The 16389-nt window shown below is 43.2% G+C and carries 15 protein-coding genes; 7 read left to right on the top strand and 8 right to left on the bottom strand.

All coding sequences use genetic code 11. The annotated features are described in order from the left end of the window. Positions 1-3 precede the first annotated feature (3 nt). The 8 genes from hemH to cobA form a co-directional block, all read right to left on the bottom strand. Complete coding sequence (gene hemH, locus H8B17_RS02375; protein WP_190307559.1) at positions 4-1029, bottom strand: ferrochelatase; 1026 nt, start codon at positions 1027-1029, stop codon at positions 4-6. Positions 1030-1102: 73 nt separating this feature from the next. Continuing rightward, the gene (locus H8B17_RS02370) at positions 1103-1951 is read right to left on the bottom strand and encodes a 4-hydroxy-3-methylbut-2-enyl diphosphate reductase (protein ID WP_190307558.1); all 849 of its coding nucleotides are present in this window, start codon (positions 1949-1951) and stop codon (positions 1103-1105) included. A gap of 433 nt (positions 1952-2384) precedes the next feature. Next, on the bottom strand, positions 2385-2723 hold the full coding sequence (locus H8B17_RS02365) for a Rieske (2Fe-2S) protein (protein WP_190307557.1): 339 nt from the start codon (positions 2721-2723) through the stop codon (positions 2385-2387). Between the two features lie 76 nt (positions 2724-2799). Then, positions 2800-4605: a translational GTPase TypA gene (typA, locus tag H8B17_RS02360; protein ID WP_190307556.1), complete on the bottom strand. Its 1806-nt coding sequence runs from the start codon at positions 4603-4605 to the stop codon at positions 2800-2802. A 77-nt stretch (positions 4606-4682) separates the two neighbouring features. After that, entirely contained in the window at positions 4683-5873 is a 1191-nt protein-coding gene (kbl, locus tag H8B17_RS02355; RefSeq protein WP_190307555.1) for a glycine C-acetyltransferase, read from the bottom strand. A gap of 103 nt (positions 5874-5976) precedes the next feature. After that, entirely contained in the window at positions 5977-7224 is a 1248-nt protein-coding gene (locus H8B17_RS02350; protein WP_190307554.1) for an ABC transporter permease, read from the bottom strand. 148 nt (positions 7225-7372) lie between these two features. Next, positions 7373-7804, bottom strand: a complete 432-nt coding sequence (locus H8B17_RS02345; protein WP_190307553.1) for a DUF2147 domain-containing protein — start codon at positions 7802-7804, stop codon at positions 7373-7375. Between the two features lie 89 nt (positions 7805-7893). Continuing rightward, on the bottom strand, positions 7894-8655 hold the full coding sequence (cobA, locus tag H8B17_RS02340; protein WP_190307552.1) for a uroporphyrinogen-III C-methyltransferase: 762 nt from the start codon (positions 8653-8655) through the stop codon (positions 7894-7896). A gap of 149 nt (positions 8656-8804) precedes the next feature. On the opposite strand from cobA, the gene nirB reads away from it, so the two are divergent. Genes nirB through H8B17_RS02305 form a run of 7 tightly spaced genes read left to right on the top strand, consistent with a single transcriptional unit; the run spans position 8805 to position 16387 of the window. Then, a complete protein-coding gene (nirB, locus tag H8B17_RS02335; protein WP_190307551.1) occupies positions 8805-11324 on the top strand; it encodes a nitrite reductase large subunit NirB in 2520 nt (839 codons plus the stop codon). A gap of 34 nt (positions 11325-11358) precedes the next feature. Next, positions 11359-11706 (top strand): nitrite reductase small subunit NirD, encoded by a 348-nt coding sequence (nirD, locus tag H8B17_RS02330; RefSeq protein ID WP_223816309.1) that lies wholly within the window; start codon positions 11359-11361, stop codon positions 11704-11706. A gap of 36 nt (positions 11707-11742) precedes the next feature. After that, a complete protein-coding gene (locus tag H8B17_RS02325) occupies positions 11743-12135 on the top strand; it encodes a hypothetical protein (RefSeq protein WP_223816308.1) in 393 nt (130 codons plus the stop codon). 4 nt (positions 12136-12139) lie between these two features. Next, positions 12140-12898: a HesA/MoeB/ThiF family protein gene (locus H8B17_RS02320; RefSeq protein ID WP_317170981.1), complete on the top strand. Its 759-nt coding sequence runs from the start codon at positions 12140-12142 to the stop codon at positions 12896-12898. Then, on the top strand, positions 12895-13842 hold the full coding sequence (gene moaCB / locus H8B17_RS02315) for a bifunctional molybdenum cofactor biosynthesis protein MoaC/MoaB (protein WP_190307549.1): 948 nt from the start codon (positions 12895-12897) through the stop codon (positions 13840-13842). Before H8B17_RS02320 ends, moaCB begins: the two co-directional genes overlap by 4 nt. Before the next feature lies 1 nt (position 13843). Then, positions 13844-15052 carry a molybdopterin molybdotransferase MoeA gene (locus tag H8B17_RS02310; protein ID WP_223816307.1) on the top strand — a complete coding sequence of 403 codons (1209 nt, stop codon included), beginning with the start codon at positions 13844-13846 and terminating at the stop codon, positions 15050-15052. A gap of 12 nt (positions 15053-15064) precedes the next feature. After that, positions 15065-16387: an MFS transporter gene (locus H8B17_RS02305; protein WP_190307547.1), complete on the top strand. Its 1323-nt coding sequence runs from the start codon at positions 15065-15067 to the stop codon at positions 16385-16387. The last annotated feature ends 2 nt before the right edge of the window (positions 16388-16389 follow it).

The following is a 16389-nucleotide window of genomic DNA, read 5'->3' as shown; positions in this document are numbered from 1 at the left end:
TTTTTATCCTTGTGCCAATCGCTTCAACACATTAATCCATTTTGGGTCATCGTTCAAGCTTTCTACCATCGTAATCTCTTCTCCTCCCAACGCTTTAAATTCATCCGCGTATTCGACTTGGATCTCGTCGAGCGTTTCTATACAATCCGCTACGAAAGCCGGACTAAATACGAGTAGTTTTTTAAACCCGCGTGCCGCCATTTCGTGCAAGGTATCGGAAGTATAGGGTTGAATCCATGGTGTTTTTCCTAACCGAGACTGGAAGCAAACCGAATACTGCTCCTGTGTAATATCCAATTTCGCGGCTATGGAGCGCGATGTCGCATAACACTGCGACAGGTAACAATAAGCTTTTTTGGATTCTTTACAGGATTCACAACCCGAGTCTGGGCATTTTAGCGAACCAGAAGGATCAACCTTTCCAAGCTGTCTTACCGGCAATCCGTGGTAACTGAACAACACATGATCGTATTCTTCGATTGGATATCGACGCCCGTGATCGGCAAACGTCTGACACATTTCTGCGTCGTCACAATAGCTGCTAACAAAAGATACCTCTGGAAAGTATTGCCAGCGCCGCATAATCTCCATGACTTTATCAATGACTGAACCGGTGGTTGCAGAAGCATATTGTGGAAAAAGAGGGATTACACGAACGGATTCCAACATCATGGCCTCCATTTTCTGCAAAGCTGAAGCAATCGATGGGTTTTGGTAACGCATCGCTAACTCAACATGATATTCTTCACCTAACTCCCGCTGTAACAAGTCACGCTGTAATTCACTATAATACAACAACGGGGATCCTGTTTCCTCGTCCCATATCGTCCGGTAAGTTGCTGCTGACAACGGTGCACGTTTTGGAACAATTGCCCCTTTTACCAATAGTGTACGTCCTAGATAAGGTATATCCATTACTCGAGGATCCATTAAAAATTCTGTCAAATACCTGCGTACATCAGCTGTTGTAGGGTTGTCCGGTGTGCCTAATTGCACCAAAAGAATTCCTTTTGTAGCGCTTTTACTCATTTGCTACAAAAATAACCATAAATTACAGGGAAGTTGGGGAAACACAGATAATATGAGAATAACATGACTGAGCTTAAAACTGCTCTAGCGCCAGCTTTACATTTTTCATAAGCCACATGGGCGTGGATGTCGCACCGCAGATTCCTACGGTATCATTCGGTTGAAATAGCGTTTCATCCAATTCCGCCGGATCGGAGATAAAATAACTCTGGAGATTTGCTTGCTTACACACATCGTAAAGCACTTTCCCGTTGGACGACTTCTTACCAGACACAAACACAATTTTGTCATATTGGCGAGCAAAATCACCCAAGTCTTCATAGCGATTGGAAACCTGCCGACATATCGTATCGTTGGCTTTTACTTCATAGCCTCGATTTTGAAGTTCCTGTTTAATAGCGTAAAATTTATCGACACTTTTTGTAGTCTGGCTATACAGCGTAAAGGATGGAGGAAGTTCGATGCTATCTAGTTCTTCTAAATCTTGGAAAACAATTGCCTCATTATTTGTTTGACCTTGCAATCCTATCACTTCTGCGTGTCCATGCTTTCCAAAAATCAAGATTTTTTCCTGACCATCAAAAGACGTTTTGATCCTATTTTGTAGTTTAAGTACGACTGGACAGGAGGCATCAATAAGCGTAATATTATTCTCAAGGGCTGTACGGTATGTTTCGGGGGCTTCGCCATGGGCCCGAATCAGAACTTTTTCATTCTTCAGGCCGGCTAAATCGCCATGCCCGATAATACGCAGACCTTTGGCTTTTAAACGAGCCACTTCTTCGTCATTATGAACGATATCGCCCAAGCAGTATAGATATCCATCCTCTTCCAAAATCTCTTCTGCCATATCAATAGCATACACCACGCCAAAACAGAAGCCGGAGTCTTTATCAATCGTAACTTGAAGATCTTTAGCCATAGTGTACAAAAATACAGATTATTTTTTTAAATAATTTGGTTCTTGAACGAGTGTCTATCCTAAAGGGATAAAACTGATAGGTTAAAAGAAACGTTTTCTTTATGCAACCTTTTTTTAGAAAAAAGTTGCGCAAAAAAGCGTCGCTTCAGATCTTTGAGGAGAATGGATAGTGCTAAGGATGGGGGTCTACCCACCTCAAAAATCTGGATGCGACAATTAAAGTTAAGGTGGGTTCATGCAATTGTATTATCCCTTATTTAACTTCTAATGCCACATATAAAATTTTGAATATGTAGAAATATTATGAGTGCACTTCACATTCCATCAAAATTTTAAAGTGGCGATTTTTTTTGTGTACTTTTTTTGAGAGAAAAAAAGTACAAGCCCTGTCGCGGCTTGAGCGACATAAAAAATGTATAATTTTAACGTTGAATTAAAACCACCGCTTCCACCAAGACTTCTTAATCCCCACATACCATTGATTATTTTCTTCTTTTAGCGGAAAGGTATCTATATAATTACCTTGCCCTTCATCTCCTTTTCCGGTTTGCAAATCAAATCGATGTCGATGATACGAACAAACTAATTTTCCTCCTTCACACCAACCCAGACTAAGATCTGCGCCTGCGTGTGGACAGCGACTAGTGGTAGCATAAAGCTTTCCGTTCCATAAAACAACGCAAAGTTTTTTTCCACCGACCTCTACCTTTTCTATTTTTCCTTCTTCGCGAGGCTTCTTGACAACAAACCATTCTATGTTATCCTTATCCATATTTAAAGATAACAAAAAAAAGAGACGCCGATGGGATGGCGTCTCTATAAAATATAACAAACCGTTCGATTCTTATCTACTGGAATTTCTTCGCGTTTACCTTACGTTCGTTTTCCGTCAAGTAAATTTTACGCAGACGGATAGACTGTGGTGTCACCTCAATATATTCGTCTGCTTGGATATATTCCATACATTCTTCCAAGGAAAATTTGATGGCCGGTGCAATACGTACGTTATCATCTGAACCAGAAGCACGCATATTCGTCAATTGCTTTCCTTTGGTAACATTGATCGTCAAGTCGTTGTCACGGATATGTTCACCTAGGATTTGACCTTCATAAATGTCTACACCAGGATCAACAAAGAAACGTCCGCGGTCTTGTAGTTTATCAATGGAATAAGCTGTTGTTGTGCCGGTATCCAAAGAGATTAACACGCCTGCCAAACGACCTGGAATCGTTCCCTTCCACGGTTCATAACCTTTCAAACGGTGCGCCATCACAGCTTCTCCTGCCGTAGCAGTCAACACGTTATTCCGCAACCCGATGATTCCCCTGGATGGAATGGAAAATTCCAAATGCTGCATTTCTCCTTTTGTTTCCATCACGAGTAGCTCTCCCTTACGTTGGGTAACCAGTTCGATCACCTTCCCTGAAACATCTGCAGGCACATCGACAACCATCTCTTCGACCGGTTCGCATTTTACGCCGTCAATTTCTTTTACGATTACTTGCGGCTGGCCTACTTGCAATTCATATCCTTCACGACGCATTGTTTCGATCAATACCGATAAATGCAGAATACCGCGACCATATACCAACCAAGCATCTGGAGATTCTGTAGGAACCACCCGCAATGCCAAGTTTTTCTCTAATTCTTTCTGCAAACGGTCATAAATATGGCGAGAAGTCACAAATTTACCTTCTTTACCAAAGAATGGAGAATTATTGATCGTGAACAACATGTTCATCGTTGGCTCATCGATGTGGATAACTTCTAATTGTTCTGGGTTTTCAAAGTCTGCAATGGTGTCGCCAATTTCAAAACCTTCAATACCAACTACCGCACAAATATCACCGGCTTTTACTTCCGATACTTTCGCCCGCCCTAAGCCTTCGAAAATCTGTAGTTCTTTTACGCGAGACTTTACCACTTTTCCATCACGTTTAACCAAAGAAACAGGCTGACCTTCCTTGATCGTACCTCGAGCAACACGTCCGATAGCTATACGTCCTACGAAGGTAGAATAGTCTAAGGACGTAACCTGCATCTGCAACGTACCTTCCGAAATTTCCGGTGCGGGTATATGCGAAACGATAGCTTCTAATAAATCTGTAAAATCTGTTGTAGGTTGCTTCCAGTCTGTAGACATCCAACCTTGTTTAGAGGACCCATATAATACCGGAAAATCTAACTGCTCCTCTGTTGCTCCCAGATTGAAAAACAAATCAAAGACCTGCTCATAAACTTCCTCTGGACGACAATTTTCTTTATCTACTTTATTTACAACCACAATCGGTTTGATTCCCAATCCTAGCGCTTTTCCTGTTACAAAACGGGTTTGCGGCATCGGTCCTTCAAATGCATCGACTAATAGCACCACTCCATCGGCCATTTTCAATACGCGTTCCACCTCTCCACCAAAGTCGGCGTGACCCGGTGTGTCAATAATATTGATTTTGGTATCTTTATACTTTACTGCTACATTTTTGGAAACAATTGTGATTCCTCGCTCCCGCTCCAAATCAATATTATCCAAAATCAATTCTCCGGTATTCTCATTTTCCCTGAATTGGCTTGTAAAATGGAGGATTTTATCAACAAGGGTTGTTTTGCCGTGGTCGACGTGTGCGATGATCGCAATATTTCTAATGTTTTGCATTGAGCGATAATGTATTATAAAAATTTTGAGGTGCAAAGTTAATCATTTTGCACCTCAAAATTTATTTTTTTATATTATTATTTTATTACCTTTAATTCCTTACCTACTTTCGTGAAGGCAGCAATAGCCTTATCTAGATGTTGTTTATCGTGTGCTGCGGATAATTGCACGCGAATTCTGGCTTTTCCTTGAGGTACGACCGGATAATAAAATCCGATTACATAAACACCCTCTTCTAACATCTTAGCGGCAAATTCCTGTGCTAATTTAGCATCGTAAAGCATCACCGGAACAATCGGATGAAAACCGGGCTTGATGTCAAAGCCAGCTTCTGTCATCTTTTCCCGAAAATATCGCGTGTTATTTTCGAGGTTGTCACGAAGCGCAGTTGTTTCACTCAACATATCTAATACGGCAACGGAAGACCCTGCAATAGCCGGAGCCAAGGTGTTTGAAAACAAATAGGGTCGCGAGCGTTGACGCAACATATCGATAACTTCCTTACGTCCAGACGTAAAACCACCAGATGCACCGCCTAGTGCTTTACCCAATGTCCCCGTGATAATATCTACGCGATCAATCACATCGAACAGCTCATGTGTCCCTCGACCAGTTTTCCCGATGAAGCCTGAGCAGTGCGAATCGTCAATCATGACCAAGGCCTCATACCGATCCGCTAGATCACAGATTTTGTCCAAAGGGGCCATTGAACCATCCATAGAAAAGGCTCCGTCCGTTACAATAATTCGATGACGGGCTCCCGAAGCTGCTTTCAGTTGAGCTTCCAGATCTTCCATGTCACAATTTTTATATCGGAAGCGCTGCGCCTTACACAAACGCACGCCGTCTATAATGGAGGCATGATTCAGCTCATCGGATATAATAGCGTCTTCCGCACCAAATAACGGCTCGAAGACCCCACCGTTTGCATCAAACGCCGCCGCATACAAAATGGTATCTTCAGTCCCCAAAAACTTGGATAATTTACGTTCCAATTCTTTATGAACATCTTGCGTCCCACAGATAAACCGAACGGACGACATGCCGTAACCATACCGGTCAATCGCGCTCTTTGCTGCTTCTATCACTTTCGGATGGGAAGACAAGCCCAAATAATTGTTTGCACAAAAATTGATGACTTCCTGCCCCGTATCAACTTTGATATCAGCGCCCTGCGGTGTCACAATAATGCGTTCCTCTTTATACAAACCTGCTTCTTTAATTGCTGCAAGCTCTTTTTCCAATGCTGGTTTTAAAGTGTTGTACATCTTAAAAGTAATGAGTTATTAGTAACTAAAGCTATATTGCCTTGAACTTTTACGAAGATAGGGGTATATTTTGGAATACGGCGCATGCAATCGTTTACTCCGTTTACTCGTACCGCAATGCTTCAACGGGATCCAGCTTTGAAGCCTTTGAGGCCGGATAGTAGCCGGACAGCATGCCCACACCGATACAAACAGACATCCCCAAAACCGCCCATTTCCAAGGAATAATGAAGTCTGCCCCCAAGGCCAATGCCAGCAGGTTACCTATAGCGATACCAACTACAATACCGACAATCCCTCCAAGCACACAAATCACAATAGCTTCCATTAAGAATTGCTTCCTGATCACCTCCGGAGTTGCCCCAATGGCTTTCCGCACACCGATTTCCTGTGTCCGTTCCGTCACAGAAACCAGCATAATATTCATTAGACCAATAGAAGCCCCCACCAATGTTATAAAAGCGATAACAACAGCACCCAACGTTACGTAGGCAAGGTTCTGCATCAGTATCTGCGCCACCGCATCCGATTTCACAATTTCAAAGTCATTGGTTTGTTTCGCTGTCAATCCCCTGATTTTACGAAAGGTTGCAATAGCCTCTCCTTCAGCGCCCTCCATTTTATAGGGATCCGTAGTCATAACAGTAATGACATAGGAGGGGTTTCCCTGCGACATCATCGCCCTTCCACGCGACAGGGGAACAAAACACGTTTTATCCGAACCAAAGCCAGCGCTTGATCCTTTGCTTTCTAGCACGCCAATCACCGTAAACCGTTCTCCACCAATGGTAATATATTCCCCTATTGGATTCTTATTATTTTTAAATAATTTACCTTTAACCTCTTCACCTATAATAACCACACCATGCGCATTTTCCACATCTTGAATGGTAAAATCTCGTCCATCAGAAAGCTTATACCCTGATGTCTGTAGGTAATTATCATCCACACCTATTACGCCGATGTTGGGGTTTGTCTTTTCAGCCATATACTTGGCCGTTGCTCCCCAGGTGACATTTGCACTAAGCGAAACAACAGCACTATAGTCAAATCTTTCCCTAAAGGCTGAAGCGTCTCGGTATGTAATGGACGGAAACACTTTTGCTTGGCTCCCGGAATCTCCAATGCGGACATTCACCCCACGATTACGAATATTGAATGAATTGGATCCCATTGACGAGAAGGAGTTGGTCAACGAGCTTTGCATGGCATCAATAGAAGTTAATACACCAATAAGTGCCATTATTCCAATAGCAATAATCAACGCCGTCAGAAAAGTACGCAACTTATTGCTTACAATGGATTGTAAGGCAAGCTTAACATTCTCCCGGTAAGACATATTAACAGACATGGCGCGTTATTTCATCTCAAACTTACGCAAAATGCGTAGCATTCAAGAACTCCTAATAGAAAAATCTGATGAATAATACACTTTTTTATATAATGTGTAAATTGCAACGCACGGAAAATATTTTTAGTCATTATCTACGGGAGAACAACTAATTTACAAGTTTCCAGGTCTGCGTTCTTCCAATTAGGGAAAAACCGATGTAACCTCGAACAAGAAGTTCATCCCCTTTCCTCGTGATGATGCACTTATATGTCTTACCATTTTTAGGATCTGTAATGGTACCATCGGAAAACTCGCTTCCCTTTCGTATTATGCCACGGATAATTTCCAGTCCTAACAGCGGTTGATTCTTCCGATCATCTTTACATTGCACACATTTGTCGTTCTCCGGCCTGATGAGGAGTTTGCTAATTTTACCATAATACTTACCGTCTGCTTTTTGAAAAACTTCTACAATAGATTTTGTCTCTCCCGTTTCATCGTCCACGGTTCTCCATTTTCCGACTATATTTTGGTTATTTTGTGCTATAGCCTGAAGTCCAATCAGCATACTTAGCCACACAAACAGCATCTTCCTCATATCTTTTCTAGTTTATAACTATTAACTATGTTAATGCTATCAAAAAGCATGCAGAAAATCAAATATAGTACGCTCGACTATCAAAACAATTACACCATATTTCTTTCTCGCTGCAATAAAGCAGAAAGATTATACTGCAAATTGACAACTTCACCGATAATAACAATAGCAGGATGAGACATCCCTGCTTGCTGACTCGCCTTCACCAGGTCTTTAACCTTACATAGCACTTTCTTTTCATCTGCCCTGGAAGCCCGCTGTATGATCGCAGCCGGGCGATCTCCCTTACCATTCATCAGATAGATCCGTGCGATTTCTGCTAATTTACGCATACCCATATATATAACAACTGTAGAATTACAGCGAACCGCTAACGAAAGGTCAGTCGCGATATCACCATTTCTTTTCATACCTGTCAAGACCCATACGCCTTCACTAACACCACGATGCGTCAGCGGTATATCACTCAATCCTACACCTTGCATGCTGCTGATCCCTGGAATATATTCTACCTCGATCTCCAACTCCTTTGCAACAAACCACTCTTCGAATCCTCTACCAAATATATACGGATCACCTCCTTTCAACCTTACCACATTGGAAAAACGCCCACAATAATAAGCTATTAATGTATTTATATCTTCCTGTGGCATGTATTTTCCGTACGGATGCTTTCCCACGTATATTTTTAGACATTTTTCCGAAGCAATATGGAGTATTTCTTCATTAATTAGGTTATCATACAGTATTACCTCGGCATTTTTTATGCTTTTATACGCTTTTATCGTCAATAATTCTGGATCACCCGGACCAGAACCGACTATTTTTAGAGATTTTAACCGATTTACCATATAAAAATCATTAAAATTTACCACAAATCAATCAAAAATATAAAATAATATGATATATATCATGAAAATATTTCATTTACTGATATCAAAAACATAAATTAGCAAAATAAATAGCGAAAAATCATTTTTTACCTCTAAATATTTGAAAAATGAACATAAAAACAGTCGTAGTAATCGGAAACGGAATGGTTAGTCATAAGTTTTGCGAAAAATTAACAACAAAAAGCAGCAATTTTAAGCTAATAGTGTTCGGCGAGGAACCAATTAGGGCTTATGATCGTGTACATCTCACTGATTATTTCGGAAATAAGACATTAAATGATTTATTTTTGTCAAAAAACGAGTGGTACGAAGAAAATAATATTGATTTATATCTCCATGACCCTATTGTAGACATTGATATTGAAAAAAAACGCATCCATTCCAAAAAGAATATCCAGATAGATTACGATTACCTCATCCTAGCTACCGGATCGGCTGCTTTCGTCCCCCCAATTCCCGGTGTCGACAAAGAAGGGGTATTTTTATATCGCACGATCGAAGACCTTGACCAAATTAAAGCATATGCCTCGGCCGCAAATAAAGGTACGGTCATTGGCGGTGGATTGTTAGGTCTGGAAGCAGCAAAAGCACTCGTAGATCTCGGCATAAAAGAAACAGCTGTTGTGGAATTTGCTCCACGACTAATGCCCAGACAAATTGACGACATGGCTAGCAGCCTATTACAAAACAAGCTACAGGCACTAGGATTGACCTGCTTTCTGCAAAAATCCACAACCCAAATACTAGGCAAAAATAAAATAACAGGGCTTGCATTCGCTGATGGCACGCAATTGGACAGCGATATCTTGATCATATCGGCAGGCATCAAACCTCGTGATGAGTTAGCAAAAGCTGCGGGACTGGCTATTGGACCTCGCGGAGGAATCGTCGTCGATGAGAGCATGCGTACGTCCGACCCTCACACCTTCGCTATCGGTGAATGCGCCCTTTATAACGATATGATATATGGCTTGGTAGCTCCTGGATACGAAATGGCAGAGGTCGCCGCAACTACCATTTCTGGCGAACAAAAGCTTTTTTCTGGTTTCGACATGAGCACAAAGCTAAAATTAATGGGCGTCGATGTGGCTAGTTTTGGAGATCCATTTATCACGGAGCCTCATGCTCGGACCATTCTTCTGGAAGACAAGAATAAAGGTATTTACAAACGGCTCAATATCAGTCCGGATGGTAAAAGGCTATTAGGTGGTATTTTGGTGGGTGAAGCAGCGAGTTACAATATGTTATTACAGACTGTAAATAACAATATGCCGCTACCGGAACACCCCGAAACGCTCCTTTTAGGAGAACAAAGTGAAAGTAAACCCGCCGGCACAGGACTGGAAGCCTTGCCCGACACGGCGTTGATCTGTAGCTGCGAAGGCATTACAAAGGCTCAAATATGTGATGCGGTAAGTCAGCAAGGATGTGAGAATGCCGATGATATCAAGAAATGCACGAAAGCCGGTTCTGGTTGTGGTGGCTGTGTCCCTATGGTCAAAGACCTGGTAGCATATACCATGAAGAAACAGGGTAAATATATTCGCAATACCCTATGTGAACATTTCAATTTTAGTCGACAAGAGCTATTTGATCTCATCAAGATTCATGATCTAAGAACCTACGACAGTGTACTGGACAATCTTGGAACAGGGCACGGCTGTGAAGTCTGTAAACCCCTAGTTTCTTCGCTATTAGCCAGCCTTTGGAACGAAATGATACTGGGAAAGGGAAATGATGTGGCTCAAGATAGCAATGACCGCTTTTTGGCCAATATACAACGAGGTGGAACCTATTCTGTTGTACCACGCGTACCGGGAGGAGAAATCCAACCCGAAAAACTGATCGTTATCGGCGAAGTCGCTAAGAAATATGGGCTTTATACCAAAATCACGGGCGGACAACGCATCGACATGTTTGGCGCGCACCTCAATGACCTTCCTTTTATATGGGAAGAGTTAATTGCAGCTGGTTTTGAAAGTGGACATGCCTACGGAAAAGCTTTACGCACGGTAAAAAGCTGTGTAGGAAGTACGTGGTGTCGTTTTGGTCTTCACGATAGTGTATCCTTTGCTATTCAGATCGAAGAACGGTATCGTGGGATCCGATCTCCCCACAAATTGAAATCCGCCGTCAGCGGTTGTATCCGGGAATGTGCCGAAGCGCAGAGTAAGGATTTTGGAATCATTGCCACGGAAAAAGGCTGGAATTTGTATGTATGCGGAAACGGCGGCAGCAAACCTCAACATGCGCATCTCTTGGTGAGTGACATCGATAGTGAAACTTGTATACGCTATCTAGACCGGTTCCTTATGTTTTATATACACACTGCCGATCCATTAACACGTACGGCCACTTGGCTGAATAAAATGGAAGGCGGCGTCGATTACCTCCGGAATGTTGTCGTGGAAGACAGTCTTGGAATGGCGGAAACTTGGGAAAAAGAGATGCAGGCATTAGTAGACGCCTATCAATGTGAATGGAAGGTTGCGGTTAACAACCCGGATATACGCAAGCGGTTTGTTCATTTTGTGAATGCGCCTTCCGAGAAAGATGAAACAGTGAAATTCGAAGAAATGCGCGGGCAAAAGAAAGCGGCCGACTGGAATGCCCCAATAACATATTAATCAACTAAATACAAAACTTTAACACAATATCATTATGGAAATGTTAACAACCACTTCATGGAAATTAGCTTGTCGCGTAGAAGACACCATTGAAAATGGAGGCATCTGTGTAAAACTAGAAGATCAGCAGGTTGCACTGTTCTATTTCAAGCGCCGTAATGAATGGTACGCCACACAGAACGAATGCCCACATAAAAGACAAATGATCCTTAGTCGCGGTATGATCGGATCATTAGGCGATAAACCCAAAATCGCTTGCCCTTTTCACAAGAAAACATTCGCACTGGACACCGGCGAATGTCTCTCTGGCGATGAATGCGCTATCAAGACTTATCCGGTAAAAGTGGAAGACGGGTTCGTATATATTGCATTACAGAATTAATATATAATAGCAGTCAATAAGTAATCCTTTGTAAACATGAAGACAAACCGCACCTTTTGTACGATAGCATGCATAGTACTGACAGCAACAGCTGTACATGCGCAGCATAAAAAAATTAGTGTACAAGCTTTTGACGGAATTATCGTAGGTGGCTATGCGGACAATGGCGCATATATCAATTGTACCGGACCCGCCGTGAAATATACCACACAGAAATGGAACCTTATGTTAGGGTTCTTACCTTCTGTCAAAATTAAAGAAGATACCTCCGTTGTAAAGAATGCTGCGTTTACCCCCACTTTAGGGCTTGGTGCTACCTTAACCATTTTTAGGCATCTGGCATTACAGGTACCGACATTCTATATACCCAAGACAAATGTTGACAACGGGAGGTGGACTTTAGGTATCGGTTTGGGATATAAGATATAACCGAATGAGCGAAATGGATAGTAGATTTTTTAGCGACCATCTTCAACTGCCGTTTATGGGCAATAAGGGCCTCAACAAATTAAAATCTACCCGCGTGCTGGTGGTTGGTGCCGGAGGATTGGGATGCCCTGCGGTTTCAGCATTAGCTTCTAGTGGCATTGGATATATCGGAGTACTTGATGGCGATAAGGTTGAGCTCAAAAATCTAGCACGCCAATATCTCTATACGCCAGCGCAAATTGGAACATTGAAAACTGCAGCTGCGGTCACCCATTTAAAGGACCGATATCAGGCAACGATCTTCAGAGAGCACCCATTTTTTGTAGACGAAACCAACATTCACGCCATATTTTCTGAATATGACATCATCATCGATGCCACAGACAATTTTCCTTCCCGCTTATTAATCGGCCATACGGGTATTCAGCTCGGTAGACCAGTCATCTACGGATCTATTTTTCGTTCTGAAGTGCAGATCACCATTTTTAACTATGAAGCGCAACGCCTGGCCATAGACGATTTATTCACCCTGCAGCCAGCTGCGGAAAGCATGCGCTGTGAAGTATCCGGCACGTACGTCATCGGCAGTATGATAGCGGGTATGTTGATGGCAAACGAGGCCATCAAAGTAGTATTGGATTTGCCAGACAAACTGACGGGTAAATTGCTTTTATTCGATGTGCTTTCTCTTCAGAAACGCGTCATTAATTTTTCCAGTTTGCAATCCGATCCAACAGAGACCACCCCAGAAATGAAAGCATGAGAGATATAAGTCATAAAATCAATACGTTACGCACAGCTCTAGCTCATGCAGTGATCTATATTACCGAGTTAACAGCTGTCAAAATCCAACGGGATGAACTTCCCAAAGGAAACCTGTTTGATGTTGCTCGCGCAGCAGCATTCTTGGGGGCAAAGACCACCCCACAACTATTGCCTCACTGTCACTCAGTTAATATTGACGCGATGCAGGTCGATTTCGAATATATCTATCCCAGCTCCCATCCAGATTTTTTTACCGAACCGCAGTTGCGTGCCGGGATATTGATTACAGTATCTGCCAAGTCCATAGGTCGTACCGGTATAGAGATGGAGACGCTTACTGCTGCATCCATAGCAGCACTCGAGCTTTACGATATGTTGAAGCCTGTCGACAATCAATTGGAGATTGGCCATATTCGCCTAGCAAATAAAACAGGCGGTAAATCTGACCATAATCGCTTTTTAGCACCCCTCGCCACCTGCGCTATTTTGGTTTGTTCCGATGCTACCGCTAGCGGACATCGGCAGGATAACAGTGGTCGAAAAATTGAAGAAATGTTGGAGGCCACTGGCGCACAGGTATTGGATTACCAAATCGTTGCAGATGAGAAACCTCGCATCCAACAAGCCGTCAAAACATGGGTTGATCGAGACATACATTTTATTTTTACAACGGGCGGAACTGGATTGGGACCACGGGATGTTACCGTGGAAGCCGTTTCTGAATTAATCGACAAAAGGGCAGATGGCATTGTCGAAGCTATGCGCGGACACGGGCAGCAACGGACGCCACTGGCTATGATGAGTCGCTCCGTTGCGGGGACAATCGGCAATTCACTTATCGTTACGTTACCCGGAAGCACCAACGGTGTGAAAGAGTGTTTAGAGGCGATTTTGCCAGCCTTGTTTCATGCCCGGAAAATGATGATGGGAGGAGGGCATTGATATGTTGACCTATCTGGAAGCCCGGGACAAGATTCGAAGCATGGTTAAGCTGCTTCCTACAGAACGTATTCCTCTCGCCCAATCATTAAACCGCGTACTCGCCCATCCCATCTTTGCAGACAGGGATTATCCTCCGTTTAACCGTGCAGCGATGGACGGAATAGCCATACGCATCGACGACTGGAATAACGGCATCCGGGAATTCCCTATTCGCACAACAATTTTTGCCGGTATGGAGACTTCTACAGCTCTTGCAACCGGCGAATGCTATAAGATTATGACCGGTGCAGCCTGCCCTATTCCTGCGGACACCATTATCAGGAAAGAGGATCTTACCTTTACACCAAATGGTACGGCTCTTATTCGCTGTGAATCTATCTCGCGTGGGCAACACCTTGCACAACGAGGCGAAGATCTAAAGAAAAACGAACTGGCCGTTACCACGCCCCGCGTTTGTGATATCTCACTAATCGGAACATTAGCAGCTTTGGGCGTCCACCAAGCACCCGTTTATAAAATGCCCACAGTAGGGATTGTCACCACCGGCAATGAAGTGGTCGATATCGATCAGCAACCAGAACACTTTCAAATCCGCAACAGTAATCAATATCTATTGCGCGCGCTTTGCGAACAATGGCAATTGCCCATTCGGTCTTGTCAGCATGTGTCTGATAAACCCAAAGCGTTATCAGCGGCCCTGAAACAAGCCACGCAGCAACAACTCATCCTGATCAACGGAGGTGTTTCTGCTGGCGATGCCGATCATGTGCCCCAGATTTTACGAGAACTGGGCGTAGAGATATTATTTCATAAAGTCTCCATTAAACCCGGCAAACCCCTTTTGGTCGGATGCTTACCAGAAGGCAAGATCATATTTGCGTTGCCCGGAAACCCCTTATCATGTTTCATGACCTTCAAACTATTTGTAGAGGAGTATCTCCACGGATGTCTGGGGTTTACGAACGAACGCTTCCAAACGTCGACATTAATGATTCCCAGATTTAAGAAATCTTCGCTCGATGAGTTTTTTCCTGTTTTTCGGCATGCTGGGGAATATGGATACACCTGGAAGCCTCACCATGGCTCGGGAGATATAACAGCTACTGTGGGATGCGATGGTATCGGCTGGCATGTCCATAACAAACATGTAATTGCAGAAAACGACAGCATACCGGTACTCTCTTTACATCCTTTTTTTAATATTATTTAAACCATACTAACGATGCAACAGAATCAATCCCCCCTTTCAAAGCTCAACATATTTTCATTCAAAGGTGTTCAAATGCGTACATTCCATATCACCTGGATAACGTTCTTTTTCTGTTTCTTCGGATGGTTTGGTGTCGCGCCTTTGATGCCCATGATTCGCGATCAGCTGAATTTGACCAAGAGTGAGGTCGGTAATATCATTATAGCGTCCGTCTCCGCCACCATTATTGCCCGCTTATTGATCGGCAAGTTGTGCGACACACTGGGTCCACGCCTCACTTATACCATTTTATTAGTTGTGGGTGCTATCCCGATCATGCTTATTGGCCTAAGCAACAGTTATACCTCTTTTTTGCTATTCAGATTCTGTATAGGAATTGTTGGCGCTTCTTTTGTCATCACCCAATTTCATACATCCATGATGTTTGCGCCGAATATTGTCGGCACCGCCAATGCCGTAACTGGTGGATGGGGAAATCTCGGCGGCGGCGTTACCAATTTGGTTATGCCATTAATTGCTGCGGGTTTTGCCGCGATGGGTTTTGTTAGCGAAGCGGACTCCTGGAGACTCGCCATGATTGTTCCTGGCGTCATCCTTCTGATCATGGCTTTTATTTACTACCGATACACGACAGATGCACCTGCAGGGAATTTTAGCGATTTGCAGAAAAAGGATGTGTCTGCTTATCAGAAAAAAAGCAAGGGATCACTTGTGGAAGCATTGCAAGACTATCGTGTATGGGTATTGACACTCGCTTACGCCGCCTGCTTCGGCATTGAGATTACCGTAGATAATGTGGCGGCCATATTTTTTATAGACCGTTTTGGCACGAGTATCATTGTAGCAGGTGCAATGGCCGGTATATTCGGCGGCATGAATATTTTTGCCCGTGCACTGGGAGGTATCGTAAGTGACAAAGTCGGCAAGCGATTCGGGCTAAAAGGAAAAGGGACATTGTTAGGGCTGCTTTTGGTTTTGGAAGGTCTGGGTATCGCGTTGTTTGCTGCTTCAGGAACTTTGGTTTTTGCCGTTGTTTCCATGCTGATCTTCGCCTTGTTTCTGAAGATGGCCAATGGCTGTACATATGGGATCGTACCTTTTATCAACAAAGATAATATTGGTATCGTCAGCGGTATCGTAGGTGCCGGCGGAAACATTGGCGCCATGTTGGTTGGTTTTCTGTTCAAGTCCGAAAACCTGACCTATGCGGATGCCTTTCAGTATATCGGCGCAGGGGTCGTGTTCATCGGTTTGTTAGTCGCACTGACTAAATTCCAGCCAAAGCCAGCAATCAAGCGTAGTATGGAAACAGGAGAGCTCGACTTTCAACAGTAAAA

It is taken from the genome of Sphingobacterium arenae, assembly GCF_014692505.1.
GTDB lineage: Bacteria > Bacteroidota > Bacteroidia > Sphingobacteriales > Sphingobacteriaceae > Sphingobacterium > Sphingobacterium arenae.
This window is presented reverse-complemented; position numbering and strand designations above follow the sequence as displayed.

Coding starts and splice junctions, on each gene's coding strand:
- hemH (WP_190307559.1), bottom strand. CDS start 1,029: ATGAGTAAAAGCGCTACAAAAGGAATTCTTTTGGTGCAATTAGGCACA.
- H8B17_RS02370 (WP_190307558.1), bottom strand. CDS start 1,951: ATGGCTAAAGATCTTCAAGTTACGATTGATAAAGACTCCGGCTTCTGT.
- H8B17_RS02365 (WP_190307557.1), bottom strand. CDS start 2,723: ATGGATAAGGATAACATAGAATGGTTTGTTGTCAAGAAGCCTCGCGAA.
- typA (WP_190307556.1), bottom strand. CDS start 4,605: ATGCAAAACATTAGAAATATTGCGATCATCGCACACGTCGACCACGGC.
- kbl (WP_190307555.1), bottom strand. CDS start 5,873: ATGTACAACACTTTAAAACCAGCATTGGAAAAAGAGCTTGCAGCAATT.
- H8B17_RS02350 (WP_190307554.1), bottom strand. CDS start 7,224: ATGTCTGTTAATATGTCTTACCGGGAGAATGTTAAGCTTGCCTTACAA.
- H8B17_RS02345 (WP_190307553.1), bottom strand. CDS start 7,804: ATGAGGAAGATGCTGTTTGTGTGGCTAAGTATGCTGATTGGACTTCAG.
- cobA (WP_190307552.1), bottom strand. CDS start 8,655: ATGGTAAATCGGTTAAAATCTCTAAAAATAGTCGGTTCTGGTCCGGGT.
- nirB (WP_190307551.1), top strand. CDS start 8,805: ATGAACATAAAAACAGTCGTAGTAATCGGAAACGGAATGGTTAGTCAT.
- nirD (WP_223816309.1), top strand. CDS start 11,359: ATGGAAATGTTAACAACCACTTCATGGAAATTAGCTTGTCGCGTAGAA.
- H8B17_RS02325 (WP_223816308.1), top strand. CDS start 11,743: ATGAAGACAAACCGCACCTTTTGTACGATAGCATGCATAGTACTGACA.
- H8B17_RS02320 (WP_317170981.1), top strand. CDS start 12,140: ATGAGCGAAATGGATAGTAGATTTTTTAGCGACCATCTTCAACTGCCG.
- moaCB (WP_190307549.1), top strand. CDS start 12,895: ATGAGAGATATAAGTCATAAAATCAATACGTTACGCACAGCTCTAGCT.
- H8B17_RS02310 (WP_223816307.1), top strand. CDS start 13,844: ATGTTGACCTATCTGGAAGCCCGGGACAAGATTCGAAGCATGGTTAAG.
- H8B17_RS02305 (WP_190307547.1), top strand. CDS start 15,065: ATGCAACAGAATCAATCCCCCCTTTCAAAGCTCAACATATTTTCATTC.